We start from the raw sequence: 14,541 nt of genomic DNA, 5'->3' as shown, positions 1-14,541 counted from the left end.
ACAAGCCATCAAATCTGATATGAACAAGGTTCATCATGGACCTCGATCTCAATCTCCTGCGCATATTCGACACGCTGATGGAGCAGCGTAACGCAACCCGCGCCGCCGAACGGCTTAGCCTGACTCAATCTGCGATAAGCCACGCGCTCGGCCGGTTGCGCCGCCAACTCGACGATCCGCTCTTCGTGCGCTCGCCGCACGGCCTCCAGCCCACCGCTCGGGCGATCGAGATCGCCGGTGGCGTGCGCGAAGGGCTCGTCCGGCTGCAGAACGCGCTGGCTCCTTCCCTGTTCGATCCGGCTCATGCCGTTCGCCGCTTCACGCTCTCGGCGGGCACCTATTTCTGCAGTCTTCTCGTGCCCCCGCTGGTCGAACGGCTGCGCACCACCGCGCCCGGCATCTCACTACGCGTCTTTCCAATCAGCGACGATCTGGTTGCCGCACTGGATGGCAATGCAATCGACATAGCGCTCGGCGCATTCTCGAACATGCCGGGCCGGCTGATCGTCGAACCCCTCTTCGAAGAAGAGATGGTATGGATCGCCGCCCGCTCCAGCCCGCTCGTCGGCCGCACCGTCAGCGCGGAGGAAATCGCCCTGCACCGCCAGGTCGTTATCGTCACAGGCGGCGTGCGCACCGAGCTCGGCGTGTTCACTCCGATCGGCGATACCTTCCGCAGCAGCGCCTCGCAGGCCGTCACCGAGGCCCTTCACGGCGGCGAGAGCGCTATGGCCGTCTACGACTCCCGCACGGCGATCGCCACCGTCGCGCGGACCGATCTCATCGCTCTGGTCGCACGCCGCGCGGTCCAGCAATATGCCGAGGCCGACCAGATTGCGATCTTGCGCACTGCTACGGCCCCCACCCAAGTCTCGCTCTCCATGCTGTGGCACGCCACCCAGCGCGAGGATCCGGGCCTCGCCTGGCTGCGCACAGCAATCGGCGAGATCGCCAACGATACGGCGGCGAACATCTGATCGAACATCGTGGCGATAAGGGGAGTTGCTGCGCGATACCGCGCCAAGGCAAGAAGTCCGCACCCTCGACTGCTTGGGGCTTGATCAACAGGGGGTGATCTGAACGAGGGTGCGGACCCGAGACACGCTCGGTACGCCTTTCTTAGGCCAGCCCCGCCCAGGACACATCTGAAATCGCTGTCACGCGCAGGTGATCTCGTCTTAATCCTGCCACCACCCTGCCGCCGCGGGCCATAAGTTTGCGCGCACGGGCACCCGGTTGGCCGCTTAGACGCCGCCGCATTTTCGAACCGCAGATACTCCATCACGCACATAAATGGACGTGGCAAGAGTAATTATATAATTATTTCAATTAATTAATGATGTCACTCTTCCCGCTGTTCAGTCGCGAAAGCTACCCCGACGGCAAACGGACATGGCTCGTCCCTGTGCGCTCGCCCTCTTGCAAATAACCACAACTGATATCATTAGCATGCTAATGGTTTTCCATCGTGCAACAGCAGAGGCGCAGTTCGCGCGGCGGTTATTGCCGATCGCGCGTCGCTGGCGTGCGGCTGCGGATGCTGCATTGAGCAGGTTAGGCATGTCCAATGCCGCAGGATGGGTGGTGCTGCAGGTCGCGCGCATGGGGGACGGCGTGCGGCAGGGCGCGCTTGCGGAAGAACTCGATATCAGCGGCGCCTCTCTCGTGCGGCAGCTGGATCAACTGGAGGCGAACGCGCTGGTGCTCCGCACGCCGGATGCCGCCGATCGCCGTACCAACCGCCTGTCGCTGACACCCGCCGGCCAGGCGCTCGCTGCCGAGATCGAGCAAGCTTTTGCCGCGCTTCGTGCTACTCTTTTGGCCGATGTGAGCGACACCGATCTGACGGCGGTGAACGCCGTGCTCGATCGGATCGACGCCCGCATCGCAGGACAGCGGGAGAGCCGGCGATGAAGATCGCGGATGGTGAGGCAGCTCTTTTCGCCGTCAAGTGCTTCATGGCGGCGATGCTGGCCTACTGGATCGCGCTGCGCATCGGGCTCACGCGGCCCTATTGGGCTGTCACCACCTCCTATATCATCGCCCAGCCGCTGGCCGGTGCCGTTCTCTCCAAGGCAGTCTATCGGCTGATCGGCACTATGCTCGGCGCCACGGCCGCGGTCGCACTCGTCCCCACGTTCGTCAACGAGCCGGCCGTGCTCAGCTTTGCGCTGGCGCTCTGGCTCGGCCTCTGCCTTTACGTCTCGCTGCTCGATCGCACGCCGCGCGCATATATCTTCCTGCTCGCCGGCTATACTGCGAGCATCATCGGTTTTCCGAGCGTCGCGGCGCCGGGCAGCATCTTCAACACCGCGATCCTGCGCGTCCAAGAAATCACCATCGGCATATTGTGCGGCAGCCTGGTCCACGGTGTCGTCTTCCCGCGCACCGTCGCGGACCGGCTGCTTGCGCGGATCGAGGCGATCCTCGCCGATGGCGAACGCTGGTCGCGCGATGCATTGAGCGGCGCACGCGATGCGATCCTGGATCGCGAACGCCGCCGTCTCGCCATCGACATCAGCGAACTGCACCTGCTTTCGACCCATCTTCCCTTCGATACCGCCCGTTTCCTGCCGCGCGTGCGTTCGGTGCGGGCACTGCAGGACCAAATCTCCCTGTTGCTGCCGCTCGCCAGCGTGGTCGAGGATCGGCTGGCGGAGCTCAAGGCGAGATGTGGCGGCGTACCGGACGCGGTGCAGGCGCTGGTCGACCGCACCTGCACCTGGCTCGGCGACGGCGTCCGCCACGCGGATCGCACCGAAACCGCCGCCGACTTGATCGCCGAAGCCCGCACGCTCGAACCTGAGATAGAGCAGGGCTGGGTCTGGCGGGACATGCTACTCCTCAACCTGCTGTCGCGCCTCGCCGAGCTCGTCGAAACGCATCGCGACGCGCGCCAGCTCGGCGACCAGATCCGCTCGCCCACCTCGCGCGCGCTCACTCCGGAAGTGGCCATGCTGCTCGCCAACGCCAGCGGCCGCGCGCTGCACCGCGATCGCGGCATCGCGATCCGCGCGGCACTCGGCACCATCGCAACCATCGTGCTCGGCAGCGCCTTCTGGATCGGCGCAGCGTGGCCGGACGGCGCGGGTGCGGTTCTGATCGCGGGGGTCTGCTGCGCGCTGTTCGGCAGCGCCGACGATCCCGGCGGCGCGATCGGCGCCTTCCTGCTGGGATCGGTGATCGGCATCGCGACGGCAGCCGTCTATGCCTATGCGATCCTGCCGCGCGTCACCGATTTCGTGACGCTCGCCGCCGTGCTCGCGCCCGCCCTGCTGCTGCTCGGATCGATGCTGGCCCGTCCGCCCCTCACATTGATCACATTGGGAGCGCTGCTCGGATTCCTCAATTCCGTCGGGTTGAACGCTACCTACGAGGCAGGCTTCGCTCCCTTCATCAACGGATCGATCGCACAGATCATCGGCACCGCCTTCGCGGTCATCACCGTCGGCCTGTTCCAGACGCTCGGCGCCGATCAGGCCGTTGCCCGACTGCTGCGGGCGGGTTTCCGCGATGTCGCACGTCGCGCTGAAGGCCGGTCGGCCGACAAGGCTCGCTGGGGCAGCCGCATGCTCGATCGCGTCGGCCTGCTCGCGCCGCGCATGAAGGCGGCGGAAGAGGATCCCGGTAAGCCGTTGCTCGATGCGCTCAACGATCTGCGCACCGGCGTGGTCGCCGGCGACCTCGATACGCTCAGCAAGATCGCCACCCCCGAGGAACGGGCCCTGATCAGCGCCTCCCTTGCCGGCGTCGGCCGGCATTATCGCACCCTCGATCCGCTGGCACCGATACCGCCGGAAGAAAGCCTGCTCGCCGACATCGATCGCGCGGTCGATGCCTTCGCCCGCGATACCGAGCCCGAACGGCGGCGCCAGGGCCTCGTCCTCCTCACCAGCCTGCGCCGCAATCTGTTTCCGGCGGCGCCAGCCTATGCGGGAGCGCCGGCATGACCGGAGAAATCTCTATCGCCGGCGTCTATGTGCCGGCTCTCCTGCTCCTTGCACTGCTTGCGCTCATCCTCACCGGCTTTGTCACCCGCCTGCTGGCGTTGCTGAGCGCGTATCGCTTCGTCGCCTATCGGCCGCTCGTCGACATCACCTTGTTCGTTTTCCTTCTCGGCCTGCTCGTCCTTCTCAGCGCGCCTTACGGACCTCCCACGCCATGAACCGCTATCTGCCTCTTCTCGCCCGCTGGGCAGCCACGCTCCTGCTCGTCATCCTTGCGCTGTTCGTCGCGCTCTGGCTGTGGCGGCGCTACGAAACCGATCCCTGGACACGCGACGGCCATGTGCGCGCCGATGTCGTGCGAGTGGCGCCGGACGTCGGCGGACTCGTCACCTCGGTTGCCGTCAAGGACAACCAGACGGTGCACAAGGGCGATCTGCTCTTCGTGGTCGACATGCCTCGCTATGCCGACGCGTTGGGAACGGCCGATGCGAACATCGCCAGCGCGCGGGCCAAGCTCGCTCAGGCGCAGAAGGTCGCCCGGCGCGACCTGGCGCTCGGCGATCTGGTCGCCACAGAAACGCACGAGCAGAATGTCGCCCTGGTGCAGACCGCCCAGGCTGCACTCGAAGCTGCAGTGGCTGCGAAGCAGACCGCCGAGCTCAACGTGCGCCGCACCGCGGTCAAGGCATCGGTCAACGGTATCGTCACCAATCTCGATCTGCATCCCGGCGACTTTGTGGGCGCGGGATCGCAGGCGATGGCGCTGATCGATACCGATTCGATCCGTATCGAAGGCTATTTCGAGGAAACGAAGCTGCACCACATCCGGGTAGGCGACAAGGCGCGCATCCGCCTGATGGGCGACGAGCATGACCTTGACGGCCATGTCGACAGCATCGCGGCCGGCATTGCCGACGATCAGAGCAGCAATACCGCCAATCAGTTGCGCGCCGTCGATCCGACCTTCTCCTGGGTGCGCCTCGCTCAGCGCATTCCCGTGCGCATCCATGTCGACCGGATGCCGCCAGGAACACAGCTGATCGCCGGCCGCACCGCCACCGTGACCATCCTGCCTGCGCAGGGCGTCCGTCGATGAGGATCGCCTCCACCGTCGGGCTTGCCGCACTGATGCTCGCGGGTTGCACTGCTGGGCCTGACTATCATGTGCCGGAGAAGGCGATGGTGAAGGCGCCGGCTGCAAACGGCGCCTTCGTCGCGGGGCAGGACAAGGCGTTCGATCCCTCCCCGCTGCCCGATCACTGGTGGCGGCTCTATGCCGATCCCCGGCTCGATGCCTATGTGCAGGAGGCGCTTGCCGCCAACACCAATCTGCGCGCCGCGGACGCCAATCTTCGCCGCGCCAGCGAGGTGGTGCGCCAGGTCGAGGCCGGGCGCACGGTGCAGACCCGGATCGATGGCGGCGCCTTCGCGGCGCGGGTGGGCGGCTATACGCTGACGGTGCCGCTCGACCTGCCATATACCGCCGAGCTCGGCGCCGAGATTTCCTACCCCCTCGATCTGGCCGGCGGCATCAAGCGCGGCATCGAGGCGGCACGCGACGATGCCGAGGCCGTGCAGGCCGCGCGCGACCAGGTCCGCGTCACCGTCGCGGCTGCTGTCACACGCAGCTACGCAGGGGTTTGCACGGCGAATGTGACGCTCGCGGCGACCCAGCGCGTGCTCGATATCCAGAACCGCACCCTCTCCTCCATGACCCGCCTTTTCAAAGGCGGGCGCGGCACCTCCTTCGACGTCACCCGCGCGCGGGCCGCGGCAGACAAGAGCGCTGCGGCGATCCCCGAGATACTGGCCCAAAGACAGGCATCGCTGTTCGAACTCGCGGCACTGATGGGCCGCGCGCCGGCGGACTATCCTCGCGAGCTGGAAAGTTGCGCCGCCCCGCCGACGCTGCGTCAGCCGATCCCGGTCGGCGATGGCGCCGCCTTGCTGCGGCGGCGTCCGGATATTCGCGCTTCCGAACGCCGATTGGCTGCCGCCACCGCCGGCATCGGCGTCGAAACCGCGAAGCTCTATCCGCAGGTGACGCTCTCCGGCTCGGCCGGCTTCGCCAACTCGATCGCCAATTTCGCGACCGGCGCGAGCTTCGGGGCCTTTGCGGGGCCGCTTATCTCCTGGGCATTTCCCAACCGCAAGCTGCTTCATGCGCAGATCGCCGCAGCGGGCGACGTTGCCGACGCTTCGCTCGCGCAGTTCGACGGCACGGTGATCGAGGCACTGCGGCAGACCGAAACCGCCTTGTCCGCCTATGCCCGCGAGATCGACCGCGACGAAGCACTGGAAAAGGCGCGGGACGACGCCGCCCATTCCACCGACCAGGCCAACCGGCTGTTCCGCTACGGCCGGACAGATGTCCTGAGCGTGCTGACGGTCGAGGCCCAGCTGGCCGAGGCGGAAGCGACGCTGGCATCGTCGCGTGCCGCACTGGTCGATCGCCAGATCAACGTGTTCCTCGCACTCGGCGGCGGCTGGGAGAAATAGCGGCGACGTCGGTGCCTGCACCGGATCTGCACGATCTTCTCGCTGCAATCACAAGCCGCTCGCAGCGGTGCCTCCACCACGCGCCCGCATCTCCCATCGGAAACGGTGGGAGACCGCAATGTTCCGAATATCCTACAGCTTCTGGCGAAAGGCAGCCGGCGCGATCCTGCTCGCCATAGTCGCCGATATCCTGTTTCTCTGGCAAGGCAGCGGATCGACGATCGGTCTGTTCGGCCTCCTCCATATCCTCGTTCTGATCCTCGCGTTGCCGGCTGCGCGGGGTGATCGCGGCTCGCAAATCGCCTTTCTCGTCGCGCTGCTGATGTCCGCAGCGCAGATCGAGGAGCCGACGCTGCTCGGCTGCCTGATCGGGATCGTGGCCGGTACGCTGGCCGTGCTGATGCCGCGGCAGCGCTTCGACGATGCGTTTCTCTGGATGCAGCGCCTGTTTTGCCATGTCGCGCTCGGGATTCCGCACCTGTTCCGGGACGTGCATCGGTTGCTCCATTTGCCTCGGCTCAACGGCCGGTTCAGCGCCAGGGCTGCGACCAGTCTGCTCGCCCTTCCGATCCTGGGCGGGTTTCTGTTCGTGCTGCTCTTCGCCGACGCGAACCCGATCATCGGGCAGGCCATCGCCACTGTTCCCACGCCCTCGGCGCCGAGCATATTGACCCATGTCTGTTTCTGCCTGGCCGTCCTCTTGCTGATCTGGCCGAGCCTGCGTCCGCATCCGCGAGTGACCGGCCTGTTCACCGACATCGCCCGACCGGACCTCGCCTGGCTGCAGGTGCCGGTCCCCTCGCTGCTGCTCTCGCTCGTCACCTTCAACCTGATCTTCGCAATCCAGAATGCGCTGGATCTCCTCTTCCTGTGGAGCGGTGCGCCACTGCCGGGTACGATCACGCTGGCCGGCTATGCGCATCGCGGCGCCTACACGCTGATCTGCACCGTGCTGCTCGCCGCATTGTTCGTGCTCGCGCTCCTCCGGCCCGATACCAAGGCCGCGCGCAATCCTGCGATCCGCTCCCTCCTCGTCTTGTGGATCGGGCAGAATCTGCTGCTCGTCGCGTCGAGCATCCTGCGCACCTGGGATTATGTGCAGTCCTTCTCGCTCACCCTCTTCCGTATCTCCGCATTGCTGTGGATGGCGCTGGTCGCGATCGGCCTTCTGCTCGTCTGCTGGCGGCTGCTGGCCGGACATAGTGCACGCTGGCTGATCAATGCCAACGCGCTTGCCGCCGCGATCGTCCTCACCGGCTTCAGCCTCGCCGACGTCGACGCAATCTCGGCGCGCTGGAACGTGGGCCATGCCCGCGAGATGGGTGGCAGGGGGCAGCCGCTCGATCTCTGCTATCTGCGTGACCTCGGCGCTTCCGCACTGCTTCCGTTGATCGATGTCGAACGGCACGCACCACAGACGGAACTGCGCGACCGCGCGGCCGCGATCCGCGTGGATCTGCTCGCCGGGCTCGCCGCGCGCCAGGCCGACTGGCATCAGTGGACCTGGCGAGGCGCCCGCCGGCTCGCCGCGGCGCGCGCGGCGCTCGGCCCCCATCCGCTCGTACCACGCGCCGCGCCTTATGGCCGCGACTGTGACGGATCCATCGTCCGCGCCGACGGTGAGGACGCGTGAACGCCATGACCAAGCCCCATAGATCGCATCGCGCCGTTGACGCGCGCGCCGCAACAATGGTCCAATGCCCCATGCCGCGCACCATCCTGGTCGTCGACGACGATCCTCACATCCGCCAGCTTCTCGTCTTCGCTCTGGGCAAGGCCGGCCTCGACGCCATTGAAGCCGAGGATGGCGAAGCGGCGATCGCTGCGGTTGCCGCGCATGAGCCCGATCTCGTCATACTCGACATCAACATGCCGAAGATGGATGGGCTGGAGGTCTGCCGCCAGCTTCGCCGTGACGGCGACATGCCGATCCTGTTCCTTTCTTCGCGCGACGACGAGATCGATCGGGTCATCGGCATCGAGCTCGGCGCCGACGACTATGTGGTGAAGCCCTTTTCCCCGCGCGAGGTGGTCGCGCGCGTGATGGCGATCCTGCGGCGGACGGCCGCCCACCCGCCGGCGACAGATCAGGCCACCAGCGTCATCCGGCACGGGCAGCTGCTGCTCGATCTGGACGGCTGGCGAGCCACCTGGTCCGGCGACGAAATCCCCCTCACCGTCACCGAATTCTCGATCCTGCGCACCCTCGCTTCGATGCCGGCCAAGGTGTTCAGCCGTGACGCGATCATCGATCGGCTGCACGGCCCCGGCTTTGCGATCACGGATCGCACGATCGACAGCCACGTCCGCAATCTGCGCGCGAAATTCGCGGAGGCCGGCGGCGGCGATCTCATCGAGACGCGGGCGGGCATCGGCTACCGGCTCGGCACCTGCACCGGCAAGGCGGGGTGATCGCGCGCTGCAAGGCGTGGGTGAAGCGGCATTGGCCGCCGCTCCACCTGCGCACCATCCTGTTTCTCAGCTTGTTCTTCGTCGCAGCGCTTCCAGGGGTCAGCGCGGTCTTCCTGCGTGTCTACGAGAATACGCTGGTGCGGCAGACCGAGGCGGAACTGGTTGCGCAAGGCGCAGCGCTCGCCTCCGCGGCGCAACTGCTCTGGCCAGGTGCCCCGCCGCCAGCCCTGGTCGGCCGCTACGACGTCCGCCCGGAGCCGCCGCGGATCGATCTGAATGCGACGCCTATCCTTCCCCCGCGGCCAAGCCCCGCCGTAGTGCCCGGCCTCGCGGATGCCGTCGCGCTGGGCGCTGGGCAACAGCTCGCGCCAATATTCGCGGCGACGCGGCGCACCACGCTCGCCGCGATCGTCCTCCTCGATGGCAGCGGCCGGGTCGTCACCGGAATGGAGAGTGGTAAAAGCTATGCCGCCCTTCCGGAGGTGCGTGCCGCCCTCGCCGGCCGTCCCGATACCGTGCTTCGCCGCAACGAATCCTATCGCGCGCGCTATCCGTTCGAATGGCTGTCTCGCGCGGCGGCGATACGGGTCCACCATGCGCGGCCAATAGTGGTCGAAGGCCACGTCGTCGGCGTGCTGCTGCTGTCGCGCTCCGCCCGTGCGCTCTTCAAGGGCATCTATGAGGATCGGGGCAAGATACTGCTCGGCATGGCCGCGATCCTCCTGATCCTGGTGCTGCTGAGCGGCGTGCTTTCCCGCGGCATCGCCAAGCCGATCGAGGCGCTCGGTGCCGCGACGCGAGAGGTGGCGACCGGACGCGGCCAGGTGCCCGATCCGCCGCAGACCGCCGCGATCGAGATACAGGGGCTCTATCTCGACTTTGCGGCGATGGCCGAGGCGATCGAGCATCGCTCCCGTTACCTGCGCGATTTCGCGCATGCCATGAGCCACGAGTTCAAGACCCCGCTTGCCGGGATCCGTGGCGTCATCGAACTGCTGCAGGATCATGATGCCGCGATGGCGCCGGAGGAGCGCAGGCGCTTTCTCGCCAATGCCGATGCGGACGCCGAACGGCTCGCAACGCTCGTCACCCGCCTGCTCGAGCTGGCGCGGGCGGACATGGCGCGGGTGGGATCGGATGCGCGCGCCGATCTGCCTACCATTCTCGCCAAAGTCGCAGATGCGCTGGCGGCCGGGAATTTTTCGATCGACGTGGATGCTTCCGGAGACGTTCCACTCGTGGCCGTGCCGGAAGCCATGCTGGAGGCGATCCTGGTCACGCTCGTCCAGAACAGCCGCCAGGCCGGCGCGCGTCACGCGCTGCTGGAGGCCCGCGCCGAAGACGAGGCGGTCCGACTTCGAATCAGCGATGACGGCCCCGGCATCGCAGCCGGCGACCGTGCACGCATCTTCGAGCCCTTCTTCACCACGCGTCGGGCACAGGGAGGAAGCGGTCTCGGTCTCGCCATCGTCCGGTCCTTGCTGGATGCCGCGAACGGATCGATCCACCTGGTCGACAACGGGGCCGGCGCGACATTCGACGTGATGCTGCCGCGCCGAACCTGACTCTCCCGCGGCAGCGCAATCAGCCGACGTTGCCGATCCTGCCGAGCACCATCGCCACGCGTTCCCGGACACGCGGATCGCGGGTGATCTCGAGAATCGCGGCCAGGCTCTGCCGCGCACGCTCCGTCTCGCCGATGCCGAGCGCCAGGCGCGCCAATTCCCACCAACCCTGGACATTGTCGGGCGCGATGGTGGTGATGCGATCGAACAATTCGATCGCACGAACGGAATCCCCACTCGCCTCTGCCCGCGTCGCCTGGTTGAGCAGGAGTCGGGTGAGCACGGCGCGGTTGGACATGGGTTGGAGATGGTGCGGAGCAACCGCGATACCGGGTGCGAGCGCGGGTGCCAGAACCTCTGCCAGACGCTTTACCCCGACGATCGCGCCGCCATCGAACGGGTCGGCAAGGACCGGCTCCGTCTCGCCCCCGATCCGGACCAGCACATGGCCCGGGCTGTTGAGCGCATAGGCTTCCCAGCCCATGCGGCGTGCCGCCCCGACATAGAGGATGGAAAGCGAGACCGGCAGGCCCCGTCGCCGATCGATGACCTGGATCAGATCGGCATTGGCCGGATCGTCATAGCTTTCCCGATCGCCGGAAAAGCCGAATTCCTGCCCGATCACGCGTGACAGCGCCGTCGCATGCGACTCGCTGGACAGCGTTTCGGCGGCCATGGAGAGCCTTTCCTCGATCGCCTCGATCGTCTCGCCATAAGGCGCAAGATCGACGTCCGGATGATCGAGCGCGGCGAGTTCGAGCGCTGCCGTGTCCAACGCGATCGCATCGTCTTCGATCAGCCCGAGATAGCTAATGCTGTCACTCATTCGACATAAATGGGCCAAAGCAGGCGATCCTCCAAGAGCAGATCCGCTCCGGACAGGAATTGATCGACTGGCGCGGCCGAAGTTCAACCCTTGGCCGCATTTTTGCGCCGCGTCACCCAGCCCTTGCGTGCCGCGGCGGACCTCTGCTCCGCCGATCCCGACTTGTGCGCCCGTCCACCGCGGGCGGAAGAGACATGCGTGTCCTTCCGGCCACGGCCCGAGCCGGACTTGTTGCCGCCGCCGCTTTCCTTGTTCACCGTCGCCCAGGCCCGCCTTTCGGCCTCCTTCGCGGGAACGCCGCGATCCTCATACCCTTCCCCGATATGCTCGGCCTTGCGTTTCTGCTTGTCGGTATAGCTGCTCTTGTCGCCACGGGGCATCGTCCATCTCCTGCTGTACGTCCCCCACCCGTCCTGCCTGCACAAACGGTTCTGACACGCTATTGTTCAGCGGATCATGCCGACCGCCGCGGGATCCGATATCGCCCTCGCCGACTTCATTCGCGCGAGATTGCCACTGCTGCCCGTACCGGGCATCGGCGAGATCCATCTGCACAAGGCCGTCCCTACCAGCGGCCTCAGCCGCTTCCTTGCGCAGCAACCCGATGCGAGAAACCAGGAAGCTCCCTATTGGGCGCATCACTGGGGCGGCGGACTTGCACTCGCCCGCCACGTCCTCGATCATTCTACCCTCGTCAGCGGACGACGGATCCTCGATCTCGGGGCAGGATCCGGCCTCGTCGCCATCGCCGCCTGCCAGGCCGGTGCCGCCGCAGTCACGGCGGCGGAGACGGATCGCAATGCGATCGTCGCAATGCGGCTCAATTTGGCCGCCAACCGCGCGCAGGCGAACATTCTGCACGCGGACATACTCGACGACCGCCCCCTGCCGGTGGATGTGGTGCTCGTGGGCGACCTCTTCTACGAAGCGGCGCTTGCCATGCGCGTGATCTCCTATCTCGACCGTTGTCTCGACGCTGGCATCGATGTGCTGATCGGCGATCCGTACCGGACGTCCCTGCCCTTGCAGCGCCTGATGCACGTCGCCGACCATAGGATCGCCGAAACAGCCAATGCGTGCAAAGCCGCGGGCGTGTTCCGGATCCGTCCGCGGCTTTTTTGTCAGGATCGGGTCACAACAGGATATTGGCCGTCAACGCAGTGATATCGCCTTTGAAGACGATGCCGAAATCGCCATAACCGTCGCCGTCCGTATCGCCAGCCAGGGTAGTGCTGTTCGTGGCCGCGTCATAGCTGAGAGCAATTTCACCCGCGGCCCCGGTGAACGCGGAAACGATGTGAAAGGCCTCGTTGGTGCCGCTCGCAGGATCGCCGTCGTCCACCGTGCTGCTATCGGCATCGATCGCGGTGAGATCGAGAATGTCGTTGGCCGAGAAATCGGTGACCAGATCGGTTCCGAAGCAGCCGCAAACGGTACTGTCAAATTCGGTCTGATAGACGAAGGTGTCGGCGCCGCCGCCGCCGGTCAGGATATCGGAGCCCAAAGAACCGGCCAGATGATTGTCTCCCGCATCACCGGTGAGCCGATCGTCGAAAATGGTGCCGACCAGATTCTCGATGCCGACCAGCGTATCATAACCGGCACTCACGGTATTTTGCTGAGTGGTGATCGAAAGATCGACCACCGCGCGGCCGCCCATCATCAAATAGCTGACCGTATCGCTGCCATCGCCGCCGAAAAGCTGGTCATTGCCGGAGTATCCGGCCAGCACGTCGTCGCCGTCGCCGCCGTAGAGGAGGTCATTGCCGATGTTGCCGAACAGCACATCATCACCGGCATCCCCGTACAGCGCGTCATTGCCGCCCGCGCCGTCGACCAGATCCTGTCCGCCGCCACCATGGATGACGTTCGCAACGGTGTTACCGCTGAGATAATCCTCATAATCGGTGCCCACGATATTCTCGAATCCACGGAATGTGTCGTACCCCGCGCCAGTATCCTGCTGTGTGATAAGGCTGAGATCGACGATCGCCGAAGTCGGGTTGGAAGCGAAGCTGAGCGTGTCGATGCCTGCGCCGCCATCCAGCACGTCATCGCCCAGCCCGGCGTCGATCCAGTCGCTGCCCGCGCCGCCGACCAGATGATTGGCGTCGGCGTTGCCCGTGATGACATCGTCGAAGGCCGTACCGGTAACATTCTCGATCGAGACCAGCGTATCCGTATGGCCGCCCGTCACGGCCCCATTGACGAGATCGACGACGACGCCCGATGCGGCCGTGGCGAACTGGACGGTGTCATAGCCGATGCCCCCGTCGAGCAAGTTGGTGCCCAGGCCGCCGTCGAGAATATCGTCGCCCATGCCGCCGTAGAGGCTGTTGTCATGGACATCGCCGGTGATCCTGTCGGCATAGTCGCCACCGATCACATTCTCGACATTGGTGATCGCATCATTGCCGTTGGAGGCGCTGATCCGCTGCGAAACGGTGATCGAAAGATCAACGCGCATCGCATCGGCGCTGCCGCTATAATCGATGGTATCGATACCGGCGCCGCCGTCGATAACGTCGTTGCTGCCGCCGCCGTTCAACAGATCGTCGCCATCGCCGCCGAACAGCGAGTTCGCACCGGCGCTGCCGGTCAGGACGTCGTCGTGCGACGAACCGATGAGCGACTCGATGCCGACCAGCTTGTCGCTCTCGCCGAGCTGCACCTGCTGGAAGTCGGCAAGCGAGAGATCCACGGTCACGCCGCCGAGTGCGTAGGCATAGTCTGCGGTGTCTACGCCGCTGCCGCCGATCAGCGTGTCGTTGCCGAGGCCACCCGACACCGTGTCCCGGCCGGCCGCACCGCCATCGATGATATTGTCCCCGTCGTCACCGGTCAGGACATCATCGAACAGCGAACCGGTAAGATTCTCGATATGGACCAGCGTATCGACGCCGGCGCCATGCGTATCCTGCGGGCCGCCGATCGCCAGGCTCACGCTCACTGCGCTTGCCGAATTCGCGTAGAAGGCTGTGTCGTTGCCGTTGCCGCCATCGAGATAATCGTCACCGAGCACACCGGTGAGAATATTGTCGCCGGCATCGCCGATCAGCGTATCGTCGAAGGCGGAACCGCTGATGTTCGCGAAATTGGTCAGCGTATCGATACCGCCGCCGATCGTATCCTGCGGATCGCCCTGCAGCAGCAGTCTGACCGTCACGCCTGCCGTCGCATTCACATAGGAAATCGTATCGACACCGTTGCCGTCCAACACGTCGTTGCCGGTGCTCCCGATGACCGTCGCCATATCCTGCCCCCCCCCCCTGCCGGACGGTTCGCGACGAAC

The 14,541-nt window shown here is 65.7% G+C and carries 13 protein-coding genes; 10 read left to right on the top strand and 3 right to left on the bottom strand.

The window, feature by feature from the left end:
* Positions 1 to 35 precede the first annotated feature (35 nt).
* The 9 genes from GQY20_RS10800 (at position 36) to GQY20_RS10760 (ending at position 10,423) form a co-directional block, all read left to right on the top strand.
* Positions 36 to 977, top strand: coding sequence for a LysR family transcriptional regulator (locus GQY20_RS10800; RefSeq protein ID WP_157217081.1), 942 nt, complete (start codon positions 36 to 38; stop codon positions 975 to 977).
* A gap of 583 nt (positions 978 to 1,560) precedes the next feature.
* Positions 1,561 to 1,914, top strand: a complete 354-nt coding sequence (locus GQY20_RS10795; RefSeq protein WP_232475992.1) for a MarR family winged helix-turn-helix transcriptional regulator — start codon at positions 1,561 to 1,563, stop codon at positions 1,912 to 1,914.
* Positions 1,911 to 3,950 (top strand): FUSC family protein, encoded by a 2,040-nt coding sequence (locus tag GQY20_RS10790; RefSeq protein ID WP_157217080.1) that lies wholly within the window; start codon positions 1,911 to 1,913, stop codon positions 3,948 to 3,950. Before GQY20_RS10795 ends, GQY20_RS10790 begins: the two co-directional genes overlap by 4 nt.
* The gene (locus tag GQY20_RS10785) at positions 3,947 to 4,165 is read left to right on the top strand and encodes a DUF1656 domain-containing protein (protein ID WP_157217079.1); all 219 of its coding nucleotides are present in this window, start codon (positions 3,947 to 3,949) and stop codon (positions 4,163 to 4,165) included. The genes GQY20_RS10790 and GQY20_RS10785 overlap by 4 nt, the downstream gene beginning before the upstream one ends.
* Complete coding sequence (locus tag GQY20_RS10780) at positions 4,162 to 5,043, top strand: efflux RND transporter periplasmic adaptor subunit (RefSeq protein ID WP_157217078.1); 882 nt, start codon at positions 4,162 to 4,164, stop codon at positions 5,041 to 5,043. The genes GQY20_RS10785 and GQY20_RS10780 overlap by 4 nt, the downstream gene beginning before the upstream one ends.
* Complete coding sequence (locus GQY20_RS10775; RefSeq protein ID WP_157217077.1) at positions 5,040 to 6,446, top strand: efflux transporter outer membrane subunit; 1,407 nt, start codon at positions 5,040 to 5,042, stop codon at positions 6,444 to 6,446. The genes GQY20_RS10780 and GQY20_RS10775 overlap by 4 nt, the downstream gene beginning before the upstream one ends.
* Before the next feature lie 118 nt (positions 6,447 to 6,564).
* The gene (locus GQY20_RS10770; protein ID WP_157217076.1) at positions 6,565 to 8,079 is read left to right on the top strand and encodes a DUF4153 domain-containing protein; all 1,515 of its coding nucleotides are present in this window, start codon (positions 6,565 to 6,567) and stop codon (positions 8,077 to 8,079) included.
* A gap of 71 nt (positions 8,080 to 8,150) precedes the next feature.
* On the top strand, positions 8,151 to 8,858 hold the full coding sequence (locus tag GQY20_RS10765) for a response regulator transcription factor (RefSeq protein WP_232475991.1): 708 nt from the start codon (positions 8,151 to 8,153) through the stop codon (positions 8,856 to 8,858).
* Complete coding sequence (locus GQY20_RS10760; RefSeq protein WP_157217075.1) at positions 8,855 to 10,423, top strand: sensor histidine kinase; 1,569 nt, start codon at positions 8,855 to 8,857, stop codon at positions 10,421 to 10,423. Before GQY20_RS10765 ends, GQY20_RS10760 begins: the two co-directional genes overlap by 4 nt.
* Positions 10,424 to 10,442: 19 nt before the next feature.
* Here GQY20_RS10760 and GQY20_RS10755 read toward each other — a convergent pair whose 3' ends face one another.
* Complete coding sequence (locus GQY20_RS10755; RefSeq protein WP_157217074.1) at positions 10,443 to 11,249, bottom strand: SirB1 family protein; 807 nt, start codon at positions 11,247 to 11,249, stop codon at positions 10,443 to 10,445.
* 83 nt (positions 11,250 to 11,332) lie between these two features.
* Positions 11,333 to 11,629: a plasmid stabilization protein gene (locus tag GQY20_RS10750; protein ID WP_157217073.1), complete on the bottom strand. Its 297-nt coding sequence runs from the start codon at positions 11,627 to 11,629 to the stop codon at positions 11,333 to 11,335.
* A gap of 76 nt (positions 11,630 to 11,705) precedes the next feature.
* On the opposite strand from GQY20_RS10750, the gene GQY20_RS10745 reads away from it, so the two are divergent.
* Positions 11,706 to 12,413, top strand: a complete 708-nt coding sequence (locus GQY20_RS10745) for a class I SAM-dependent methyltransferase (protein ID WP_198350906.1) — start codon at positions 11,706 to 11,708, stop codon at positions 12,411 to 12,413.
* Here the strand turns inward: GQY20_RS10745 and GQY20_RS10740 are convergent.
* Positions 12,382 to 14,502 carry a calcium-binding protein gene (locus tag GQY20_RS10740; protein WP_157217072.1) on the bottom strand — a complete coding sequence of 707 codons (2,121 nt, stop codon included), beginning with the start codon at positions 14,500 to 14,502 and terminating at the stop codon, positions 12,382 to 12,384. The two genes, GQY20_RS10745 and GQY20_RS10740, sit on opposite strands and share 32 nt — an antisense overlap.
* Positions 14,503 to 14,541: the final 39 nt, after the last annotated feature.

Origin of the sequence: Flavisphingomonas formosensis (assembly GCF_009755815.1) — a bacterium.
GTDB lineage: Bacteria > Pseudomonadota > Alphaproteobacteria > Sphingomonadales > Sphingomonadaceae > Flavisphingomonas > Flavisphingomonas formosensis.
Note: the sequence above shows the minus strand (reverse complement) of the source record. Positions and strands in the feature narration are given on the sequence as shown.

What these genes read in the sequence shown, in the direction of transcription:
- GQY20_RS10755 (WP_157217074.1), bottom strand. Translation starts at nt 11,249, where the DNA reads ATGAGTGACAGCATTAGCTATCTCGGGCTGATCGAAGACGATGCGATC.
- GQY20_RS10790 (WP_157217080.1), top strand. Translation starts at nt 1,911, where the DNA reads ATGAAGATCGCGGATGGTGAGGCAGCTCTTTTCGCCGTCAAGTGCTTC.
- GQY20_RS10750 (WP_157217073.1), bottom strand. Translation starts at nt 11,629, where the DNA reads ATGCCCCGTGGCGACAAGAGCAGCTATACCGACAAGCAGAAACGCAAG.
- GQY20_RS10740 (WP_157217072.1), bottom strand. Translation starts at nt 14,502, where the DNA reads ATGGCGACGGTCATCGGGAGCACCGGCAACGACGTGTTGGACGGCAAC.
- GQY20_RS10775 (WP_157217077.1), top strand. Translation starts at nt 5,040, where the DNA reads ATGAGGATCGCCTCCACCGTCGGGCTTGCCGCACTGATGCTCGCGGGT.
- GQY20_RS10785 (WP_157217079.1), top strand. Translation starts at nt 3,947, where the DNA reads ATGACCGGAGAAATCTCTATCGCCGGCGTCTATGTGCCGGCTCTCCTG.
- GQY20_RS10795 (WP_232475992.1), top strand. Translation starts at nt 1,561, where the DNA reads ATGTCCAATGCCGCAGGATGGGTGGTGCTGCAGGTCGCGCGCATGGGG.
- GQY20_RS10770 (WP_157217076.1), top strand. Translation starts at nt 6,565, where the DNA reads ATGTTCCGAATATCCTACAGCTTCTGGCGAAAGGCAGCCGGCGCGATC.
- GQY20_RS10765 (WP_232475991.1), top strand. Translation starts at nt 8,151, where the DNA reads ATGCCGCGCACCATCCTGGTCGTCGACGACGATCCTCACATCCGCCAG.
- GQY20_RS10780 (WP_157217078.1), top strand. Translation starts at nt 4,162, where the DNA reads ATGAACCGCTATCTGCCTCTTCTCGCCCGCTGGGCAGCCACGCTCCTG.
- GQY20_RS10745 (WP_198350906.1), top strand. Translation starts at nt 11,706, where the DNA reads ATGCCGACCGCCGCGGGATCCGATATCGCCCTCGCCGACTTCATTCGC.
- GQY20_RS10800 (WP_157217081.1), top strand. Translation starts at nt 36, where the DNA reads ATGGACCTCGATCTCAATCTCCTGCGCATATTCGACACGCTGATGGAG.